The following is a 20,729-nucleotide window of genomic DNA, read 5'->3' on the forward strand; positions in this document are numbered from 1 at the left end:
CAACCAGAACGATGCCGAAAGCTGTTTCAAAGATCGCTCGTCGCCCTGTCTATTCCGAAGCGGATGCTCCGCCTCAGAAGGTGAACTTCCTGGTGGGCGTAGTGGCCTTTGTAGGCGCGATCGGGGTGGTGGGCATTTTCGGCCTGGCGAGCATCGGCGGCGGCATGGATGGCGGTGATACCGGCCCGCATGTCATCTATGAAGGCGGCGCTCCCCAGCGGGTGGAGCAGCCCCGCGAAAACATTGTGGCCATGGTGGACGATGATTACGTCGTCGGAAACTTCGGCGATCCGGTCAGCGATCTTTATGCCGATGACGATGATGGCGGCTGGGGCACGCCCGCGCTGGAACGGGCATCGGATAGCGGCGCAGGCTCTGCCTGGAACTAGAAAATATCGCAGGCCAATGCCCACGGCAGGCCCGCGCGCCGTGCTTTTCCCCCTGCAATCTGAGATTCCCGTGTTGCTTTCCCACGCTGCTGCGCCTACATAGCCGCAATCCCGACATTGTCTGACACTGGAGGGGCTGGCGCCGAACGGGGCCGGCACCTAAACCTTTGTCTGCACCGTGTTGGTGATTTGGACCTGATGATGGAGACCCGATGGCCGATATTGCGCGCCTTACAGACGTGATCGAACCCGAAGCTAAGGCACTCGGCTTTGAACTCGTGCGCGTGAAGATGACGGGTTCGGGTGATGAACGCACCTTGCAGATCATGGCCGAGGACCCGGAAACGGGCCAGCTGGTTGTGGAACAGTGCATGGCATTGTCACGCCGCGTGTCTGACCGGATCGACGAGGTTGAGGCCGAGGGCGAAGAGCTGGTGCGCGGCGCGTATCACCTCGAAGTCAGCAGCCCCGGCATCGATCGTCCGCTGACTCGCGCAAAGGATTATTCGGACTGGGCCGGGCATGAAGCCAAGATCGCGCTGAGCGAAAAGGTTTACGGCCACCGCAATCTGCATGGCGATATTGTCGGCATTGAAGACAATATGGTCACCATCACGGACAACCGGGCAGGGGACGTTACCGTCCCGCTCGACAAGATTCACTCGGCGCAGCTGGTCTTCACCGACAAGCTGATGGCCGCAACCAAGCCGCTGGATATGAGCGGCGTCGACGATCTAGAAGAACTCGAACAGGAAGAAGAGGCTAACAACTGATGGCCAGTCCCATTTCCGCCAACAAGGCTGAACTGCTTGCGATCGCCAATGCCGTCGCATCGGAAAAGATGATCGACAAGAGCATCGTGATCGAAGCGATGGAAGAGGCGATCCAGAAGGCCGCACGCGCACGCTTCGGCCAGGAAAACGACATCCGCGCCAAGCTCGACCCCGTGACCGGCGATCTGCGCCTGTGGCGCGTTGTCGAGGTGGTTGAGGAAGTGGAAGACTACTTCAAGCAGGTAGACCTGGAACAGGCCGAGAAGCTGGAGCCGGGTTCCACCGTGGGTGACTTCATCGTCGATCCGCTGCCCGCCATGGACGATCTTGGCCGCATCGACGCGCAGAGCGCGAAGCAGGTGATCTTCCAGAAGGTGCGCGATGCAGAGCGTGAGCGCCAGTATGAAGAGTTCAAGGATCGCGCAGGCGAAGTGATCACCGGCGTTATCAAGTCGGTGGAATTCGGCCACGTGATCGTGAACCTCGGCCGTGCCGAGGGCGTGATCCGCCGCGACCAGCAGATCCCGCGCGAAGCTGCCCGTGTGGGTGAGCGTGTGCGCGCGCTGATCAGCAAGGTGGAGCGCAACAACCGCGGCCCGCAGATTTTCCTCAGCCGCGCCAATCCCGATTTCATGCGCAAGCTGTTCGCGCAGGAAGTGCCCGAGATCTACGATGGCATCATCGAGATCAAGGCCGCCGCCCGCGACCCCGGCAGCCGCGCCAAGATCGGCGTCATCAGCCACGATTCCTCCATTGACCCCGTCGGCGCCTGCGTCGGCATGAAGGGCAGCCGCGTACAAGCGGTGGTGCAGGAATTGCAGGGCGAGAAGATCGACATCATCCCGTGGTCGGAAGACACCGCGACATTCGTGGTGAACGCCCTCCAGCCCGCCACCGTTTCGCGCGTGGTGCTGGATGAGGACGAGAGCCGCATCGAAGTTGTCGTGCCTGACGATCAGCTTTCGCTGGCCATCGGTCGCCGCGGCCAGAACGTGCGTCTCGCCAGCCAGCTGACCGACAGCCAGATCGATATCATGACCGAGGAAGAAGCCTCGGAAAAGCGCAGCAAGGAATTCGCGCTGCGCTCCAAGATGTTCGAGGAAGAGCTGGACGTCGACGAAACCCTGTCGCAGCTGCTGGTTGCCGAAGGCTTCGCCGAGCTGGAAGAAGTTGCCTATGTGCAGCTGGACGAGCTGGCCACCATCGAAGGCTTCGATGAAGAGCTGGCCGAAGAACTGCAGAGCCGTGCGCAGGAAGCGCTTGGCCGCCAGGAAGCTACGCATCGTGAAACCCGCCGTGAACTGGGCGTGGAAGACGATCTGGCAGAACTTCCGCATCTGCGTGAAGAAATGCTGGTGGTGCTGGGTAAGGCCGGGATCAAGACGCTGGACGATCTGGCCGATCTCGCCACGGACGAGCTGATCGCCAAGAAGCGCGAAGCTCCCCGTCGCCGCAACAACAGCCCCGATGGCCCGCCGATGCGTCGTCCCCAGCGAGAGCAGGACAAGGGCGGTGTTCTGGGTGCCTTCGGTTTGAGTGAAGAGCAGGGCAACGAGATCATCATGGCTGCCCGCGCGCACTGGTTCGAGGACGAGGAAGAGGCTGCACCTGCTGCACCTGCTTCCGAAGCCCAAGCAGAGGAGGCCGCCGATGCGGAATCCTCACAATGACACATTAGGTTCGCCTAAAACCGAAGCCGACGTCTCCCCCGCAAAGGGGAGCGAGCGTCGTTGCGTGCTGACGGGTAACACCGGCGCGCGCGATGAACTGGTGCGCCTTGCCATCTCTCCCGATGGCGATGTGCACCCCGATGCGCTGGCAAAGGCACCGGGACGCGGCGCGTGGATCGGCGTTTCGCAGGCAGAGCTTTGCGAAGCGATTGCCAGTGGCCGCCTGCGCGGCGCGCTGGCCCGGGCATTCAAAACGGGCGGCACGGAAGGTGCGCTGAATGTGCCGGAAGACTTGCCTACAAGAATCGAAAACGCCTTGAAAAAGGCCGTGCTGGATCGCCTGGGCCTCGAAATGCGCAGCGGACGCCTTATCTTGGGGTCTGATCGCATCGCTAACGAAGCGCGTATGGGGGCCGTTGCCGCCCTTTATCACGCCGAGGATGCGAAGGAGGACGGGCGCCGCAAGCTGGATCAGGCATGGCGTGTTGGCCTTGATGAAGAAGGTTCGGGACGGACGGGCGAGCGCCTGCCACTGGACCGGGAGGCCCTGTCTGTGGCATTGGGCCGGGAAAATGTCGTCCACTTGGCGCTGGCCGATGCGAAATCGGCGCAACGGATAGCTATCCCGTTGCAGCGCCTGCTGAACTTTATGGGAGCCGCCACAACGGCTGCTGAGACGTAACTCGCCGGGTGGCGAAATATGCCGCCCCGAGAGGGACGGCGTGACTGATTGATTTTGAAGGACTGAAACGAGCACATGAGCGAAGAGAACGAAACCCCGAAACGCACCCGCAAGCCGCTTGGACTCAAGCGGGCCGTGGATGCCGGGGAAGTCAAACAGACCTTCAGCCACGGCCGCACCAACAAGGTTGCGGTGGAAGTGAAGCGTCGTCGCAAGCTCGTGAAGCCGGGTGAAGAGCCCGCCGCGGCACCTGCCCCTGCGCCCGCGCCAGAGCCGACGCCGGAACCTGCGCCCGCACCCGTGGCCAAGAAGCCTGCCGCGCCCAAGCCTGCGCCAAAGCGTGCGGCGCCTGACGGAGAGACTCCGCAGGAAAAAGTCGCCCGCATGCAGCGCGAGGCCGAGGAAGACCGGCTGCGCCAGGCCCAGGAATCGCGCAAGCGTGAGGAAGAGGCAGCAAAGCAGGCTGCCGAGGACGAGAAAAAGCGCGCCGCCGAAAACAAGAAGGCCGAGGAAGAAGCCGAGAAGCAACGCAAGGCCGATGCCGCCGCCGCCAAGGCCGAAACCGCCGCGCCCGCTGCAGAGCCGAAGGCCGAGGCCGCAACCGAGGCAACGCCGGAGCCAGCAGCCGAGGAGCAGACCGCAAAGGCGCCTGCTGCCCGCAAGTTTACGCCGGTTGCCCGCCCAGAGCCCAAGCGTCCTGAAAAGAAGAAGGAAGAGAAGAAGGCCGGTGGCCGTTCGGATCGTGCTGGTGGCGGCAATGCTGCCGACAAGCGCCGTTCAGGCAAGCTGACCGTCAACAAGGCGCTGAACGAGGACGAGGGCCGCCGCGCCCGCAGCCTCGCCGCGCTGAAGCGTGCCCGCGAAAAGGAACGCCGCGCCCAGGGTGGCGGCGGCTCCAGCCAGCCGCGCGAGAAGCAGATCCGCGACGTCGTCGTTCCCGAAGCCATCACGGTCGGCGAACTTGCCAAGCGTATGGGTGAGAAGGGCGCTGATTTGGTGAAGGAACTCTTCAACCTCGACATGATGGTGACGGTCAACCAGACCATCGACCAGGATACGGCGGAATTGCTGGTCGAACAGTTCGGCCACAATATCCAGAAGGTTTCCGAAAGCGATGTCGACATCGTCAATGACGAGGACGTCGATCCCGAAGAAACGCAGGTTCCGCGTCCGCCGGTGGTGGCCGTCATGGGCCATGTCGATCACGGCAAGACCAGCCTGTTGGATGCCCTGCGCAAAACCAATGTGACGCGCGGCGAGGCGGGTGGCATCACCCAGCATATCGGTGCCTATCAGGTGACCACGAAGGACAAGTCCAAGGTCACCTTCCTCGATACGCCGGGCCACGCTGCCTTTACCGAAATGCGCCAGCGCGGTGCCAACGTCACCGATATCGTTGTGCTGGTGGTGGCCGCCGATGACGGCATCATGCCGCAGACGATCGAGGCCATCAATCACGCGAAGGCGGCCAACGTGCCGCTGATCGTGGCGATCAACAAGATCGACAAGCCCGAGGCCAATGCCCAGAAGATTCGTGAGCGTCTGCTGGAGCACGAGGTGATCGTTGAGGCCATGTCCGGCGATGTGCAGGACGTGGAAATCAGCGCCAAGGAAGGCACTGGGCTTGACGAACTGATCGAGAAGATCGCGCTGCAGGCCGAGCTTCTGGAACTGAAGGCCCGCCCGGATCGCGATGCCGAAGCCACCGTGGTGGAAGCACAGCTGGACAAGGGCCGCGGTCCTGTTGCCACCGTGCTGATCAACCGCGGCACGCTGAAACGTGGCGACACCTTCGTTGTCGGCACCGAAAGCGGCAAGGTTCGCGCCATCGTCAACGACCAAGGCAAGCAGATCAAGGAAGCTGGCCCGTCGATGCCGGTAGAGGTTCTGGGCCTGGGCGGCGTGCCGTCTGCGGGTGAGAAGCTGACCGTTGTTGAAAACGAGCAGCGTGCCCGCGAAGTGGCGGAATATCGCCGTGAGAAGGCAACCGAGAAGCGTACCGCGCTGGCCCCGACCAGCTTCGACACCATGTTCAACAAGTCGGACGTGATCGAATGGCCGGTGGTGGTGAAGGCCGATGTGCAGGGTTCTGTCGAGGCGATCACCTCTGCGCTGCACAACCTTTCCAACGATGACATCAAGGTGCGCGTGCTGCATGCAGGCGTGGGTGCCATCACGGAAAGCGACGTGCAGCTTGCGTCGGGTTCGAAGGCCCCGATCATCGGCTTCAACGTGCGTCCCAATGCCAAGGCGCGTGAACTGGTGAAGCGCGATGGCGTGCGGATGATGTATCACGATGTGATCTATCACCTGACCGACGAAATCACGAAGGACCTGCTGGGCGAGCTTGGCCCGCTCAAGGTGGAAAACGTGGTTGGCCGTGCAGAGGTCAAGGAAGTCTTCAAGTCCGGCAAGCGGGACAAGGCTGCCGGCCTGCTGGTGGAAGAGGGTGTTATCCGCAAGGGTCTGCACGCTCGTCTCACCCGCGAGGACGTTATCGTCTCTGCCACCACCATCGCATCGCTGCGCCGCTTCAAGGACGATGTGGACGAAGTCCGCGCTGGCCTGGAATGTGGTGTGGTCCTCGAAGACACCAACGACATCAAGCCGGGTGACCAGCTTGAAGTGTATGAGGTGAACGAGGAAGAGCGTACGCTCTGAGCCGAGTGTATCCCGCCCTTCTCCTTCGGGAAGGGGCGGGAACGGAGTAACTGATGAGCGAACTTCCCACGATACCGCAATGGCCATCCGCGCGCATGATGGGTGCCGAATATCTCGGCTATGATGCGGAAACGCAGACGGTCGAGATGGCGTTCACACTGCCGCCCGAATTCGCCGCCATGCGCGGCACGGTGCAGGGCGGATTGCTGGCAGGCCCGTTTGACGAGGCTTTTGGCGCGGCGTTGTATATGGCGACGGGCGGAAAGCTGCAACTGACGCTGGACCTGAACCTGTCGCTGCTGCGGCCCGTTCCGTTGGAGCGTTTCACGATCAAGGCGCGCGCGGCAAAGGCCGGGCGGCGCGTGTGCTTTCTGGATGCCGACCTGTTCGACGTGAATGGAAAGCTGGCCGCACGCTGCACCGCCACCAGCATGGTGACCGACTGGCCACAGGCGAAAGGTGCCGAGGCCGAGGGTTGATGGCAGGTCTGGTCGCTCTGATCGGCTCCATCAACGTAGGCGGCAATCGTGTGAAGATGGACGCGCTGCGGGTTGCCTTCGAGAAAGCGGGTTTCACCGGCGTTGCCACCGTCACCGCAAGCGGCAACGTGCTGTTCAACGATGATGGCAAGGACGATACAGAGGGCCGCATTGCTGCGCTGTTGAAAAGCGACTTCGGTATCGACAGCTTCGCGGCCGTGCGCAGCCGCACAGAACTGGCTGCGGCGCTGGCGAACAATCCATTTACAGAAGCGGGTGAAGAGAAGCTGGTCCACACCATGTTTCTGGAAGGCCAGCCCGATGCGTCTGCCTTCGCGCAGCTTGAGGCGGATCACCAGGGGCGCGGGCCGGAGAAACTTGCACCCGGCACCAAGGCTCTCCACATCGATTATGTCGATGGCTTGGGCAGTTCGAAGCTGACCAAGCAATTGATAGAGCGCCGCCTCGGCTGCCGCGGCACAGCGCGCAATGTTACCTCGATCCGCCGGATCATGGAAAAGATGAAAGACTGATGGCCCGCCATTCCAAACCCGAAGACCAGTCCGTCCGCCTACTGAAAGTGGGGGAGCGGGTGCGCCATATCCTCTCCGAACTGCTGGCGCGCGGGGAGGCGCATGACAACACCTTGCGCGCGTCCAACATCTCCGTGACGGAAGTGCGCATGTCGCCCGACCTGCGCAACGCGAAGGTCTACGTAAAGCCGCTGCTGGGGGAGGACGAGGACGTCGTCATCAAGGCCCTGCGCACCAATACCGCGTTCTTCCAACGCGAAGTCGCCCAGCGCCTGGGCCTGAAATTCGCGCCCAAGCTGCAATTCCGCCCTGACGAGAGTTTTGACGAGGCAGGCCGGATCGAACAATTGCTGGACGATCCCAAGGTGCGGCAGGATCTGGAAGACCCCGAAGACTAGAACACGCCCATTTCCAGGCCAGCGGCGAGGGTTGCGCCCAGTTCGCGGACCTTGGAAAGCCCGGTTTCGCCGATGGTCTTTTCGGCCAGTATCTCTTCCTTCGTTTGCGCGGCCACGTTGATGATCGGCGTGTCCGCAACGCGCTTCAGCCGCCAGCCGGTGCAGATGCGTTCCAGCTGCGCCCTTGCGTTTTCTCCATCCGATCCGGCGCAGATCATCGCGGCGTAGGGCCGCCCCTCGATCTTGCCGAGCACATCGTAATAGGTGCGATCGAAGAACGCCTTCATCACCCCGGCAATCGCGGCGAGATTTTCCGGGCAGGCGAACAGGTAGCCATCGGCATCCAGCAGGTCTTGCGAGCTGGCATCTTCCGCCGCCAGAAAGAGGACATCGATCTCGCCCGCCTCTCGCGCCGCATCGCATGCGGCCTGCGCCAGTTGCCTGCTGCCGCCGGTGCGCGAATACCAGATGATGGCGAGGCTCGTCATTGGGCAACTATTGCAGTCGGCACTTCGCTGAATACGCTCGCGCCCGGACCCAGCGGCAGGTCAAACACCACCCATGCCACGGTCAGCGCCATGCCCGATGCCATGATCCCCACGGCATAGGGCACCATGGTCGCCGCCAGGCTGCCAAGGCCGAAGCCCTTCACCCAGCGCTGACAGAACACCAGCACCAGCGGGAAATAGGGCATCAGGGGCGTGATGATATTGGTGCCGCTGTCACCCACGCGATAGGCGGCGGTGGTCATTTCAGGCGAGAGGCCCAGCAGCATCAGCATGGGCACCATCACCGGTCCCAGCACCGCCCACTTGGCGCTGGCAGAGCCGATCAGCAGGTTCAGCGTCGCGCCGAAGATCAGCACGCCCAGCAGCATCGCCCAGGCGGGCAGGCCGCTAGCGCGCAGGGCGTCGGCCCCGTCCACCGCCAGCACCAGCCCCATGTTGCTCCATGCGAACATCGCCACGAAATGCGCCGCGGCAAAGGCCAGCACCATGTAATAGGCCATGTCCTTCATCGCCTCCGCCATCATCGCCACCAGATCGCGGTGATCGGCAATGGTGCCTGCCGCGCGGCCATAGGCCCAGCCGGGCAGCAGGAAGACGAGAAGGAAGAATGGCAGCAGGCTGCGGTAGAACGGCGTCAGCTGGCCTTCGGGCGGAGCATCGGGGTCTATCAGCGGGGCATTCGGCATCAGCACCATCGCGGCCCACAGCGCCACCAGCGCCAGCACCACCAGCCCGGCATTGCGCAGGCCGCGCCGCTCGTCCGGGCTCGTCGAGGTATCATCATCGCCATCGTCCACCGCGCGCGCGGCCGTTCCATCCAGCGCATAGCCCGACAGGCGCGGTTCGATGATGCGATCGGTGACGTACCAGATCACCGGCAGATAGATGATCGTCATCGCCGCGATGAAGAACCAGTTGCCCGCGATATTGGCCGTCCACCCTTCGAAAACAGTGTTTACGCTCGCCTCCGTTATGCCCAGCAGCAGGGCATCCAATTGCCCCGGCAGCAGGTTGGCGGAAAAGCCGCCCGATACCGCGGCAAAGCTGGCGGCGATGCCCACCAGCGGGTGCCTGCCTGCGGCATGATAGACGATGCCCGCCAGCGGGATCATCACCACAAACGCCGCGTCGGCAGCGTGGTTGCCCATCATGGACACCAGCGCCACGGCAGGTGTCAGCCAGAAGGCAGAGACCTTGGCCATGGCCGCGCGCATGGCGGTGGCAAACAGGCCGGAGCGCTCTGCCACGCCGGCGCCCAGCATTACGGTGAGCACATAGCCCAGCGGCGGGAAGTGGGTGAACGTCTCCGGCATCTGCGTCAGCAGGCGGCGGATATTCGCGCCTGACAGCAGGCTTTCCACCGCGATGATGCGATAGGTGCCGGTTTCGGGATCGATCTCTACCGGGTGCGGTGCAGACCATCCGGCCCATGCCGCCACCACCGAAATCACCACCAGCGCAAGGATGAACCACAGGAACAGGAAGACAGGGTCAGGCAGGCGATTGCCCGTCTTCTCGATCCAGCCGAGGATGCCGCCCTGCGTTTGCGCCACTGCCGCTTGGTTCATTGAAACCCCATTTATTCCCTGCGGCGCAGCATGACGGCAAGTGTGGCACTTTACCAGAGCCTGTCGAACGCCCATTTAGCCTGCAATGACTGAAACCATCCTGCTGGCAGCGATCCTGATCCCGTGCCTGATCGTTGCCATTGTCTTCCACGAAGTCGCGCATGGCTGGGTTGCGCTGATGCTGGGCGATCCCACGGCGAAAGAGCAGCGCCGCCTGTCGCTAAACCCCATTCGCCACGTGGACCCGGTGGGCACGCTGCTGGTGCCCGGTGGCCTCGCGCTGGCGGGGCTGCCGGTGTTCGGCTGGGCCAAGCCTGTGCCCGTCATCAAGCAGCGGCTGGATAATCCGCGCTTCGGCATGATGGCGGTGGCCGCTGCGGGGCCGATGACCAACTTCATCCTCGCCCTGATCGGCGCGATCGTGCTGGGCGTGGTGATGGCGCTATTCCCGGCAGATGTGCCGCCGCCGCAATGGCTCGCCGATGGCGCCTATTATTTCATCGCGATCAACCTGTTCCTGGCGCTGTTCAACCTCCTGCCGATCCCGCCGTTTGACGGTTCGCACATTGTCGAAGGGCTGCTGCCAGCGTCTGCTGCGCGCGTTTACAACAAGGTGAGGCCGTTCGGCTTCCCGCTGCTATTCATCCTGCTGCTGGTGGTGCCCTATGTTTTCCCGGAGGCGAACATCATCGAGAACGTCGTCTTCCCGCCCGTGGAATGGGCGATGAACAAGTACCTTGCCGTTTCCGAATGGATCGCCGGTGGCTGATAAACTTCCCCAGCACGGCTGGATCATCCTCGATAAGCCCGTGGGCCTTGGCTCCACGCAGGCTGTGGGCGCGGTGAAGCGCAATCTGCGCGAAGGCGGCTATCCCAAGGTGAAGGTGGGCCACGGAGGCACGCTGGATCCGCTGGCAGAAGGCGTCCTGCCCATCGCATTGGGCGAAGCGACGAAGCTTTCGGGCCGCATGCTGGATAGCGACAAGACCTATGAATTCACCATCCAGTTCGGCGCGGAGACGGAGACACTGGACAGCGAAGGCGCAATAACCGCCACGACTGACCGCCGCCCACCGCGCGCCGCCCTTGCTGCCATCTGCGAGCATTTCACCGGTGCAATCGAACAGGTGCCGCCCAAATATTCCGCGCTGAAGATAGACGGAAAGCGCGCCTATGACCTCGCCCGCGCGGGCGAGGATGTGGAAATGAAAACGAGGGCCGTCACCATTTATTCGCTGCATCCGCTGGGCGGCGGAGCCGATGGCGGGGTATCCTCCGCCTTCGCCACCGTGGCGGGCCGGCCCGATCCCTATGATCCGCAGGCGCCGCTGGAACTGGCCGACAGCGTCACCTTGGTCGCCAGCGTATCCAAGGGCACCTATATCCGCAGCCTAGCACGCGATATCGCCCATGCCCTTGGAACTCTGGGTCATGTTACCTATCTAAGACGTGTGAAGGCCGGGCCCTTCAGCGAAACGCAAGCGATTTCGCTGGACAAGCTGAACGAAATCGGTAAGGGCGCGCCACTTCAAGACCACCTCCTGCCACTGGAGGCGGGGCTGGACGGTATCCCGGCCCTCGCTCTCGATCCGGATAGTGCGCAGGCGGCCCGACAGGGCCGGGTCGTATCCGGATTGCCCCAACCCGACGGGCTCTACTTTGCCAGGCTGGAGGAAACTCCGGTGGCATTGGTGGAACTTGAAGGGGGCACGATGAAAGTCGTGCGGGGTTTCAACGTTTAAGGATACTGCGAAAGGTTACAAAACGCATGACGATTACCGCAGAACGCAAGCAGGAAGTTATTGAAGAGCACGCCCAGAACAAGGGCGACACCGGTTCTCCGGAAGTGCAGGTAGCAATCCTGACCGAGCGTATCCGCAACCTGACGGATCACTTCAAGGCCAACCACAAGGATAACCATTCCCGTCGTGGTCTGCTGAAGATGGTCAACAAGCGTCGCAGCTTGCTGGCCTATCTCAAGAAGTCGGATCTCGACCGTTACAACGCCCTGATCAAGAAGCTTGGTCTGCGTAAGTAAGAGTTTCCCGAAGGGGCGGCTGATGAGGCCGCCCCTTCGTCTATCTACGTTCCGTCACATTAGGAGCGTAAGTGAAATGGCATCCTTCACAATTCGGTGAAGGGGCCGGGGGCCGCACAAGGCTCCGCACCGGACCGGGACGGATCACCCGGAACAAGTAGGCCCCGCGATGCAATGTGGCACGCGGGTCAGAAGGATAATCAATGTTCGACACGAAAACTGTATCGCTGGAGTGGGGCGGGAAAACCCTCACTCTGGAAACCGGCCGTATTGCCCGTCAAGCCGACGGCGCCGTTCTGGCCACCTATGGCGAAACCGTGGTGCTGTGCGCCGTGACCGCCGCCAAGAGTGTACGCGAGGGGCAGGATTTCTTCCCGCTCACCGTTCACTACCAGGAAAAATTCTCTGCCGCGGGCCGTATCCCCGGCGGCTTCTTCAAGCGCGAAGGCCGCGCGACGGAGAAGGAAACGCTCACCTCCCGCCTGATCGATCGCCCCGTGCGCCCGCTCTTCCCGGAAGGTTTCTATAACGAGATCAACGTGATCTGCCAGGTTCTCTCCTATGATGGCGAGACCGAGCCCGATATCGTTGCGATGATCGCTGCATCTGCCGCGCTCACCATTTCCGGCGTGCCCTTCATGGGCCCGATCGGCGCTGCACGCGTCGGCTTCGTCGATGGCGAATATGTGCTGAACCCCGGCGTCTCCGACATTTTCGAAGAAGGCCGCCTCGACCTGGTCGTGGCCGCCACCAACGATGCCGTGATGATGGTGGAATCCGAAGCCAAGGAGCTGACCGAAGAGGAAATGCTCGGCGCCGTGATGTTCGCGCATGAGGAAAGCCGCAAGGTCATCGGTGCCATCATCGATCTGGCCGAACAGGCTGCCAAGGATCCGTGGGAAATCGACACTTCCGACGACACCAGCGCCATCAAGGAAAAGCTGCGTGGCATCGTGGGTGATGATATCGCCGCTGCCTACAAGCTGACCGACAAGGGCCAGCGTTCGGACGCGCTGAACGAAGCCCGCGCCAAGGCGAAGGAAGCTTTCGCCGAGGAAGAAGCGCAGACCCAGATGGTCGCCAACAAGGCGGTAAAGAAGCTGGAAGCGGAAATCGTTCGCGGTGCCATCCTGAAGGACGGCCAGCGTATCGACGGCCGCAAGCTGGACCAGGTTCGCCCGATCGAGGCGATGGTTGGCCTGCTGCCCCGTACCCACGGTTCGGCCCTGTTCACGCGCGGTGAAACGCAGGCGATCTGCACCACCACGCTGGGCACGAAGGATGCAGAGCAGATGATCGATGGGCTGGAAGGTCTTTCGTACAACAACTTCATGCTGCACTATAACTTCCCGCCCTATTCCGTTGGCGAGGTTGGCCGTTTCGGCTTCACCAGCCGCCGCGAAACGGGCCATGGCAAGCTGGCATGGCGTGCGCTGCACCCCGTGCTGCCCACCCATGAGGATTTCCCCTATACGATCCGCATCCTGTCCGACATCACCGAAAGCAACGGCTCGTCCTCCATGGCGACCGTGTGCGGTGGCTGTCTGTCGATGATGGACGCCGGTGTTCCCATCGAACGCCCCGTCTCCGGCATCGCCATGGGCCTGATCCTGGAAGGCGAAGACTTCGCCGTCCTGTCCGACATTCTGGGTGACGAAGATCACCTGGGTGACATGGACTTCAAGGTGGCAGGTTCCGAAAAGGGCATCACCTCGCTGCAGATGGACATCAAGGTTGCCGGCATCACGCAGGAAATCATGAAGTCCGCGCTGGAGCAGGCCAAGGCCGGCCGTGCGCATATCCTTGGCAAGATGACCGAGGCGCTTTCGGGTGCCCGCGGTGAAGTGTCCAAGCACGCTCCGCGTATCGAGACGATGCAGATCGATAAGTCGAAGATCCGTGACGTTATCGGCACGGGCGGCAAGGTTATCCGCGAGATCGTGGCCGAAACCGGCGCCAAGGTCGATATCGACGATGAAGGCGTGATCAAGATCAGCTCCTCCAATGCTGACGAGATCGCCGCTGCACGCAAGTGGATCGAAGGCATCACCGAGGAAGCCGAAGTCGGCAAGATCTACGAAGGCAAGGTCGTCAACATCGTGGACTTCGGCGCATTCGTGAACTTCATGGGCGGCAAGGACGGTCTCGTCCACGTGTCCGAAATGAAGAACGAGCGTGTCGAGAAGCCGACCGACGTCGTGTCCGAAGGGCAGGAAGTTAAGGTCAAGGTTCTCGAGATCGACAACCGCGGCAAGGTTCGTCTGTCGATGCGCGTTGTAGACCAGGAAACCGGCGAAGAGCTGGAAGACACCCGTCCCCCGCGTGAAAAGCGTGAAGGCGGCGGTGACCGTGGCGGCCGTGGCGGTGATCGTCGTGGCCCGCGTGGCGGCGGCGGTGGCCGTGGTCGCGGTGGTGATCGTGGCCCTCGCGGCGGCGGTGACAAGGGCGGTGACAATGGTGGCGGCGGTGCCGACCACATGCCGGCCTTCCTCAAGGACGACTAAACCCGTTCGATAGACTATCAGGGAAGGGCCGCGAGCAATCGCGGCCCTTTCCATTTGGAGAAACGACAATGCTGCCACGCGAAGAAATCGCCACTGCCCAGATCCCCGAAGGCGACACGCTGACGCTGATCAGCCACGGGCGCGATTTCATCATCATGCTGGGCCGGGACGAGCTGATGGGCACGCGCATGCAGTTCAGCGAGGAACAGCTTGCGCAATTGACGCTGGAACGGCTGGAAATGCCCGCTCCGCGCGTGCTGATCGGCGGCTACGGCATGGGCTTCACCTATCGCGCCGCGCTGGCTGCCCTCCCGGAAAAGGGCGAGGTGGTGGTGGCCGAGGTCGTGCCCGAAATTCTCGACTGGGCGAAAGGTCCGTTGTCAGAACTCACCGGCAATTGCCTGGATGATCCGCGTGGCGAGGTGGTGCTGGCGGATGTGGCGGCGCTGATAGACGATGCGGTGGACGAAACGACGCCAAAATATGACGCCATCCTGCTGGACGTGGACAATGGCCCCGACGGCATCGTGCGCGACGGTAACGAACGGCTCTACACCCGCACCGGCATTGCCCGCATGCGCGATGCGCTGAACGTGGGCGGCGTGCTGGCCGTATGGTCCGCCGCGCCCGATCACAAGTTTACAGGTCGCCTGAAGGATGCAGGCCTGGACGTGGAGGTGCGCCGCGTGCGCGCACGCCCTAACAACAAGGGCCCGCAGCACCACATCTGGTTCGCCCGCCGCCAGCGATAGGGGGCGCGATTCCTCTCTCATTCCATTTCGTGCTATGGCCCGGCGCAGGGTTGTGCTGATATTTGGGAGAGAGAATATGAGCGAGGAACAGATCGATTTCGCCAAAGTCGAGGAGATGGCTGGCAAGATCGTGGGCGATGTTGCAGGAGCGGTCAGCCTCTTCATGGCCTATATGGGCGATCAGGCTGGCGTGTTTGACGCTATGGATGGCGAAGGCCCCATGACCTGCCAGCAACTGGCGGACAAGACCGGCCTCAATCCGAAATATCTGCATGAATGGCTCGGGTCCGTCTCTGCAGCGGGTTACGTTGACTTTCATCCAGATAGCGAGACCTTTGAACTGCCCCCCGAAAAGGCACTGGTGATGGCCCGCGAGGGGCAGCCTGCCTGTATGCAGGGCTTCATACAAGCCATTGTTGCGCAGTTCGAAACCCACGAGAAGGCCGTGGAAACGTTCAAATCGGGGGAGGGGCGCGACTGGTCCGATCATTCGCCATGCCTGTTCTGCTCGACAGACCGCTTCTTCCGACCGGGCTACCAGGCCCACCTGATCGACGAGTGGCTGCCGGCACTGGATGGCGTGAAAGAAAAGCTGGAAGCAGGCGCCAGGGTGGCGGACATCGGTTGCGGCTATGGCTCGTCTACGGTGATGATGGCGCAGCGCTTTCCCAATTCAACATTCGTCGGCATCGATTTCCACGAACCTTCGATCGAAAAGGCGCGCGAACAGGCAAGGGAAGCGGGTGTCTCGAACGTCAGCTTCGAAGTCGCGCGCGCGCAGGATTACTCTGGCAACGATTTCGACTTCGCCTGCATTTTCGATGCGCTGCATGACATGGGCGACCCTGTCGGCGCGGCGCGACATATCAGAGAAACGCTGAAGGACGATGGCACTTTCATGCTGGTAGAGCCGATGGCGGGCGACAGCATGGCGGCCAACATGCATCCGCTGGGGCAGATATTCTACGGCTTCAGCACGGTGGCCTGCACGCCTGCATCGCTGGCGCAGGAAGTCGGCCTTGGGCTGGGTGCACAGGCCGGGCAGGCACGCCTAACGGAGGTGCTGAACGAGGCGGGTTTTGCCAAGGTGCGCCGCGCAGCGGAAACGCCAACCAATATGGTGCTGGAGGTGACCGGCTAGGCCACGGCGTAGCGCCTATCCCGCGGGCGCGGTGCGGATCTGGCCAAGGTAATCCATCTTGCCCACGTCCACCCCCATGTGCCGCAGGATGGCGTAGGCGGTGGTGGCGTGGAAGAAGAAGTTGGGCTGCGAGAAGCTGAGCAGGAAATTCTCCGCCGTGAAGGGGATATCAACGTCCTTTGCCTTGAAAATGAAATGCATTTCCTGCCCGACGAAGCTCTCCAGCTCTCCTGTGGAGAGCGCCCGCAGGCTGTTTTCCGCTGCGCCCAGATTGAGGCGCATCTTTTCAAGATCGCTGTCCGGCTCCTCCAGATCGGGGGAGAAAGTGCCCTTGCGCACCCCCTCGATAGCGCCCAGCGAATGCGCCACCATGCTTTTCACCTGATAGTCGAATGGCAGCATGTCTTCGGCCAATCTGAACGCCGCGATGTCGCCATCAGCAAGATCGCTCGCCTTGGCCTTTTCGATCCAACCCTGCGCAGAACCCAGCATCTGGATCATGGTGGGGATGATGGCGTCGTAAAGCGAAATGGTCATCGAAAGGTCCTCGCGTCAGGGCTGCGCCATTTGCTGCCACTCCCGGCCAGTGTCTGCAAGGGCGGCGGCGCCCCGGCGGGCCAGCTTTCTGCGTGACATTCGCCCACCTGCTGGCATTGTGCGAGCGGAGAGGGAGAGATTCATGGCCACGAAGCCGCGCACCACGACATTTGGAGAGGCGCTGAACGCGCAGCCGGTGAAGCCCATTCAGTGGGCCATCGTCACCGTTTGCATGCTGGTGCTGGTATGCGACGGGATTGATCTGCAATTGCTGGGCGTCGTCGCACCAAAGGTGATGGAGGCGTTCGATGTAACACGCTCCACCTTCGGCATTGCGATGATGGCGGCGCTGATCGGTTTTGGCCTTGGTGGATGGGGTGGCGGCTGGCTGGGCGATGCCATCGGTCGGCGCTGGACGCTGGTGATCGCTGCGCTGGTGTTTTCGCTGGGAACGATGGCCGCTGCCACATCCGAGGGGGTGTGGGCCATGGCCTTCTGGCGCATGTTTGCAGGGCTGGGCTTCGGCGGCGCCTATGCCAATGCGCTGGCAATGGCGGGCGAATGGCTGCCGGATCGCTGGCGCCCCGTGGCCATCAGCACGCTTGCCGTTGGCACACCCATTGGCGGCACGGTGGTAGGCTGGATCGGGCCTGACCTTGAGGCCGCCTATGGCTGGGAAGGCACGTTCATGATCTTTGGCGCGGCCACGCTGCTGGTGGTGCTGGCCATCGGCATTGTCCTGCGTGACAGCCCATCCTTCCTGCTGGCACGCGGGCGATCAGAACTGGCGCAGAAACACGCGAAGCTGGTGCTGGATGACGACGTGGCGCTGTCGCCTGACAGGCACCACACGGATAGCGAGGGCGGGCCGCAGATCGGCGTGCTGCATCCTTCCAATTTCAGGCTGAACCTAGGCATCGGTATCGCCTTTGCCGCATCCACGCTGGTGGCGTACGGCATCCTCAGCTGGGGAACCACGTTCCTGACGGCGGAGGATTTCACGCTGAACCAGGCGGGCGATGCAGTGGCGCTGGCGGGGCTCAGCTCCATGGTGGGATCGATCCTGTGCGGCATCATCATGCGCCGCTTCGGATCGAAGATCGTCATGGCGGCGCTGTCTGCCATCATGGTGGTGTGGATGCTGGCCATCGGCTTTACGATAGAGGGCCTGCCGGATCAGCTGGACGAGGCGCGACGCACCTATGTCACCTGGCTGGTGGGATTGTCCGGATTTGCCTTCAGCGCCGCCATCGCGGGCATGTATGTGATGATGACCCACGGCTATCCGCCCAGCTGCCGTTCGGGCGGCATCGGCTTTGGCATATTCATGAGCCGCCTTGGCGCAGTGTCGGCCACGGGGCTGGGTGGGGCGCTGCTGGATGCTGGCGGCACCAGCGTGTGGCCCTTCTTCGGCACGTTGGCCGCGGCTGCCGTGCTGGTGTCTGCAGCGGCCTTCGTGGTGGATCGCCACGTGCCGCCGCTGGGCAAGGAAGGGTAACCTCCTGATTCGCTTGGCGATTGATTTGGGGCTTAACGGTTTTTGCGCAGGCAGAGCCTTCCGGCACAATTATCAGCGATTTCAGCAACCGGGCTTGCGTGAATTGGCAGTAACCCTTGGCTTTGGCGCAATGCATCGGCATGGGGGGAAACCCGTTTGAAAAGCGATCAACCTACCGCAAGGAAAAGGCTGCCAGATACGTGAATGGAAATGATCAAGTCCTGTCGACCCAAGGTGCACGGCGCGGGGCATTCAGCCGCATGATAGGCCCGCTGGGCGTGTTTTTCCGGGGCTTTGTGGAAAATCCGAAGATGGTGGGGTCCATTATCCCGTCCTCCCGCGTGACGATCAATGCCATGCTGGACCGGGTGGATTGGCAACGGTGCAAGCTGTTCGTGGAATATGGGCCGGGCGTGGGCACTTTCTGCCCGCATATCCTGGATCGCCTGCCGCCGGGTGGGCAATTGCTGGTGATCGACACCAACCCCCGCTTTATCGAATATCTGCAACGCACGGTGGATGACGATCGTTTTCATGCCATTCTTGGTTCGGCAGAGAATGTGGAGGAATATGTCCGCCGGCTTGGCCATGAAAAGGCGGATTTCGTCCTTTCGGGCCTGCCGTTTTCATCCCTGCCCGAAGGGGTGGCAACGCGCATCGTCGAAGCCACGCAGCGCGTGATCCGCAGCGGCGGCGCATTCCTGACCTATCAGTTCCGCCCCACCGCGAAAGAGCTGACCGAGGCACATTTTGACAAGGTGGACACAGGCTATGTCTGGCGCAACATTCCCCCCTGCCTGCTGGTGTGGGGCTGGAAAACGGGCGAGGCCTGACGACAGCAAACAGCACAAAAAAGGCCCGCCTTCCGGATATTGGAAAGCGGGCCTTTTTGTTAAATGGCTGTTGCCGTCAGCGAACGCGCGGTCCGCCAAAGGGCAGGGGCGGCGGGGGACGGCGCGCACCACGGGGCAGCTGCGCCTGATAGGCCCGACCGCAATGTTCCACGCAATAGGGGAAACCGGGGTTCACCTTTTCTCCGCAGAAGTGGAAATCCGCCTCTCCGGGATGGCCCATGGGCCAGCGGCACACGCGATCGTTCAGGTCCAGCAGGCTGGTCTTGTCCGCGATGGAAGGATCGGGCTTTGCCGGCACCAATCGGCGCGGCGGGGCCGGCGGGATCGGCGGCTGCTGATCACCTGGGCCCTGGCGCAGAAAACCACCGGGGCCATAGGATACGATCTTGGGCAGGTCGGATCGCTTGTCCGGCATGGGCTGCTGCGGATTGGAGTTGGATGCGGGCGCGGCGGCCTGCGGTTCCTGACGCTCCACCGGCTTTGCCGCCGGGGCTTCCGCTGCCTTTCTGGCGGGCGCGGGTTTCGGCTTTGTTTTGGGCGCTGCTGGTTTTGCAGCAGCCTCCTTCTTCTTGGCAGCCTTCTTCTCGTTCGCCTTTACCGGGCTTGGTCGTGCCTTCAGGCCCAGACGATGCGCCTTGCCGATCACCGCGTTGCGTGACACGCCGCCCAGTTCGGTGGCAATCTCGCTAGCGGTGGATCCGCCTTCCCACAGCTTTGTGAGGGTGGCGATGCGTTCTTCAGTCCAGCTCATGAAGTTATCGTGTTCCGTTCATCTTGCGGACCGCGCACCATTCCGGTCACGGTCCTTTGTGTTCTTGCCAGCCCGGCACAGGAGAGATAGTCGCGCCCCTATGACCGATCAAGCACCTGCATCACTTTCCGCCACCGGCGATCTTGTGGCAGCCGGCAGCAATGCCGGTCGCAAATTCCCGCCAAAGGGAGAGCCGCAGATCACCGGCATCAACCGGATCGGGCTGTGGAGTCTCTATATTAAGGAGATCCGCCGCTTTCTCAAGGTGCAGACGCAGACTGTGTGGGCGCCCGCCGTCACCACATTGCTGTTTCTGGTGATCTTCACCGTGGCGCTGGGCCGATCCGGGCGAGAGATCATGGGCGTGAATTTCGGCACTTTCGTTGCGCCGGGCCTGATCATGATGGGCATGATGCAGAACGCCTTTGCCAATTCCAGCTTCAGCCTGCTGGCGGGCAAGCTGCAGGGCACCATCATCGATCTGCTGATGCCGCCCTTGTCAGAGGCGGAACTGATGATCGGCATCGTGATGGCGGCCATCACCCGCGCGGTGATGGTGGGCGGCGCGGTGGCGCTGGCCATGTGGCTGTATCCGGGTGTGGACCTGCACGTGGCGCACCCTTGGGCGGTGGTGTGGTTCGGCCTGATGGGGGCCACCATGCTGGCGATTCTGGGCCTGCTGGCCAGCATCTGGGCAGAGAAGTTCGATCATAACGCGGCGATCACCAATTTCGTGATTGCGCCGCTCAGCCTGCTGTCGGGCACGTTCTACGTGATTTCCAACCTCTCGCCATTTTTCCAGATGGTCAGCAAGGCGAACCCGTTCTTCTACATGATCTCTGGCTTCCGTTTCGGCTTCCTCGGCTCCAGCGATATTGGCGACACCAATCAGGCGGTGATCGGCGCGGCGATTGGCGTGGGCGTGCTGAACCTGGTGATGGGCTTCATCACCTACCGCGTTCTGAAAAGCGGCTGGAAGATCAAGAGCTGAA

21 protein-coding genes are annotated in these 20,729 nt (G+C 62.2%); 17 read left to right on the plus strand and 4 right to left on the minus strand.

Going from position 1 to position 20,729, the window contains the following annotated elements; genetic code table 11:
* Positions 1-11: 11 nt before the first annotated feature.
* The 8 genes from GRF63_RS06270 (at position 12) to rbfA (ending at position 7,585) form a co-directional block, all read left to right on the plus strand.
* A complete protein-coding gene (locus GRF63_RS06270) occupies positions 12-389 on the plus strand; it encodes a hypothetical protein (RefSeq protein ID WP_160485069.1) in 378 nt (125 codons plus the stop codon).
* Between the two features lie 212 nt (positions 390-601).
* Entirely contained in the window at positions 602-1,162 is a 561-nt protein-coding gene (gene rimP, locus GRF63_RS06275; RefSeq protein ID WP_160485070.1) for a ribosome maturation protein RimP, read from the plus strand.
* Positions 1,162-2,832 carry a transcription termination factor NusA gene (gene nusA / locus GRF63_RS06280; RefSeq protein WP_160485071.1) on the plus strand — a complete coding sequence of 557 codons (1,671 nt, stop codon included), beginning with the start codon at positions 1,162-1,164 and terminating at the stop codon, positions 2,830-2,832. The genes rimP and nusA overlap by 1 nt, the downstream gene beginning before the upstream one ends.
* A complete protein-coding gene (locus tag GRF63_RS06285; protein ID WP_160485072.1) occupies positions 2,813-3,514 on the plus strand; it encodes a DUF448 domain-containing protein in 702 nt (233 codons plus the stop codon). Before nusA ends, GRF63_RS06285 begins: the two co-directional genes overlap by 20 nt.
* Before the next feature lie 75 nt (positions 3,515-3,589).
* Positions 3,590-6,175 (plus strand): translation initiation factor IF-2, encoded by a 2,586-nt coding sequence (gene infB / locus GRF63_RS06290; protein ID WP_160485073.1) that lies wholly within the window; start codon positions 3,590-3,592, stop codon positions 6,173-6,175.
* Positions 6,176-6,228: 53 nt separating this feature from the next.
* On the plus strand, positions 6,229-6,654 hold the full coding sequence (locus tag GRF63_RS06295) for a PaaI family thioesterase (RefSeq protein ID WP_160485074.1): 426 nt from the start codon (positions 6,229-6,231) through the stop codon (positions 6,652-6,654).
* On the plus strand, positions 6,654-7,187 hold the full coding sequence (locus tag GRF63_RS06300; RefSeq protein WP_160485075.1) for a DUF1697 domain-containing protein: 534 nt from the start codon (positions 6,654-6,656) through the stop codon (positions 7,185-7,187). Before GRF63_RS06295 ends, GRF63_RS06300 begins: the two co-directional genes overlap by 1 nt.
* Entirely contained in the window at positions 7,187-7,585 is a 399-nt protein-coding gene (rbfA, locus tag GRF63_RS06305; protein ID WP_160485076.1) for a 30S ribosome-binding factor RbfA, read from the plus strand. Before GRF63_RS06300 ends, rbfA begins: the two co-directional genes overlap by 1 nt.
* Here rbfA and GRF63_RS06310 read toward each other — a convergent pair.
* Complete coding sequence (locus tag GRF63_RS06310; RefSeq protein WP_160485077.1) at positions 7,582-8,073, minus strand: flavodoxin family protein; 492 nt, start codon at positions 8,071-8,073, stop codon at positions 7,582-7,584. The genes rbfA and GRF63_RS06310 overlap by 4 nt on opposite strands.
* Positions 8,070-9,662, minus strand: coding sequence for an AbgT family transporter (locus GRF63_RS06315; protein WP_160485078.1), 1,593 nt, complete (start codon positions 9,660-9,662; stop codon positions 8,070-8,072). The genes GRF63_RS06310 and GRF63_RS06315 overlap by 4 nt, the downstream gene beginning before the upstream one ends.
* Before the next feature lie 85 nt (positions 9,663-9,747).
* Between GRF63_RS06315 and GRF63_RS06320 the strand changes: the two genes are divergently transcribed.
* From GRF63_RS06320 to GRF63_RS06345, 6 genes are all read left to right on the plus strand, one after another.
* Positions 9,748-10,431 (plus strand): site-2 protease family protein, encoded by a 684-nt coding sequence (locus tag GRF63_RS06320; protein WP_160485079.1) that lies wholly within the window; start codon positions 9,748-9,750, stop codon positions 10,429-10,431.
* Complete coding sequence (gene truB, locus GRF63_RS06325) at positions 10,424-11,404, plus strand: tRNA pseudouridine(55) synthase TruB (RefSeq protein ID WP_160485080.1); 981 nt, start codon at positions 10,424-10,426, stop codon at positions 11,402-11,404. Before GRF63_RS06320 ends, truB begins: the two co-directional genes overlap by 8 nt.
* Before the next feature lie 26 nt (positions 11,405-11,430).
* Positions 11,431-11,700, plus strand: coding sequence for a 30S ribosomal protein S15 (gene rpsO / locus GRF63_RS06330; RefSeq protein ID WP_160485081.1), 270 nt, complete (start codon positions 11,431-11,433; stop codon positions 11,698-11,700).
* 203 nt (positions 11,701-11,903) lie between these two features.
* Positions 11,904-14,204: a polyribonucleotide nucleotidyltransferase gene (pnp, locus tag GRF63_RS06335; RefSeq protein ID WP_160485082.1), complete on the plus strand. Its 2,301-nt coding sequence runs from the start codon at positions 11,904-11,906 to the stop codon at positions 14,202-14,204.
* A gap of 68 nt (positions 14,205-14,272) precedes the next feature.
* Positions 14,273-14,956 carry a polyamine aminopropyltransferase gene (locus tag GRF63_RS06340; RefSeq protein WP_160485083.1) on the plus strand — a complete coding sequence of 228 codons (684 nt, stop codon included), beginning with the start codon at positions 14,273-14,275 and terminating at the stop codon, positions 14,954-14,956.
* Positions 14,957-15,032: 76 nt separating this feature from the next.
* A complete protein-coding gene (locus GRF63_RS06345; protein WP_160485084.1) occupies positions 15,033-16,097 on the plus strand; it encodes a class I SAM-dependent methyltransferase in 1,065 nt (354 codons plus the stop codon).
* Positions 16,098-16,112: 15 nt separating this feature from the next.
* Here GRF63_RS06345 and GRF63_RS06350 read toward each other — a convergent pair whose 3' ends face one another.
* Positions 16,113-16,634, minus strand: a complete 522-nt coding sequence (locus tag GRF63_RS06350) for a DUF1993 family protein (protein WP_160485085.1) — start codon at positions 16,632-16,634, stop codon at positions 16,113-16,115.
* Between the two features lie 142 nt (positions 16,635-16,776).
* On the opposite strand from GRF63_RS06350, the gene GRF63_RS06355 reads away from it, so the two are divergent.
* Together GRF63_RS06355 and GRF63_RS06360 are read left to right on the plus strand one after the other, a co-directional pair.
* Positions 16,777-18,132 carry an MFS transporter gene (locus tag GRF63_RS06355; RefSeq protein ID WP_160485086.1) on the plus strand — a complete coding sequence of 452 codons (1,356 nt, stop codon included), beginning with the start codon at positions 16,777-16,779 and terminating at the stop codon, positions 18,130-18,132.
* Positions 18,133-18,392: 260 nt separating this feature from the next.
* Complete coding sequence (locus tag GRF63_RS06360) at positions 18,393-18,965, plus strand: class I SAM-dependent methyltransferase (RefSeq protein WP_160485087.1); 573 nt, start codon at positions 18,393-18,395, stop codon at positions 18,963-18,965.
* A 76-nt stretch (positions 18,966-19,041) separates the two neighbouring features.
* Here the strand turns inward: GRF63_RS06360 and GRF63_RS06365 are convergent, their stop codons facing one another.
* Complete coding sequence (locus GRF63_RS06365) at positions 19,042-19,737, minus strand: GcrA family cell cycle regulator (RefSeq protein ID WP_160485088.1); 696 nt, start codon at positions 19,735-19,737, stop codon at positions 19,042-19,044.
* Positions 19,738-19,837: 100 nt separating this feature from the next.
* Between GRF63_RS06365 and GRF63_RS06370 the strand changes: the two genes are divergently transcribed.
* Positions 19,838-20,728 carry an ABC transporter permease gene (locus GRF63_RS06370; protein WP_160485089.1) on the plus strand — a complete coding sequence of 297 codons (891 nt, stop codon included), beginning with the start codon at positions 19,838-19,840 and terminating at the stop codon, positions 20,726-20,728.
* Position 20,729 lies beyond the last annotated feature (1 nt).

Origin of the sequence: Aurantiacibacter rhizosphaerae (assembly GCF_009807005.1) — a bacterium.
In the GTDB taxonomy this organism is placed as follows: Bacteria; Pseudomonadota; Alphaproteobacteria; order Sphingomonadales; family Sphingomonadaceae; genus Alteraurantiacibacter; species Alteraurantiacibacter rhizosphaerae.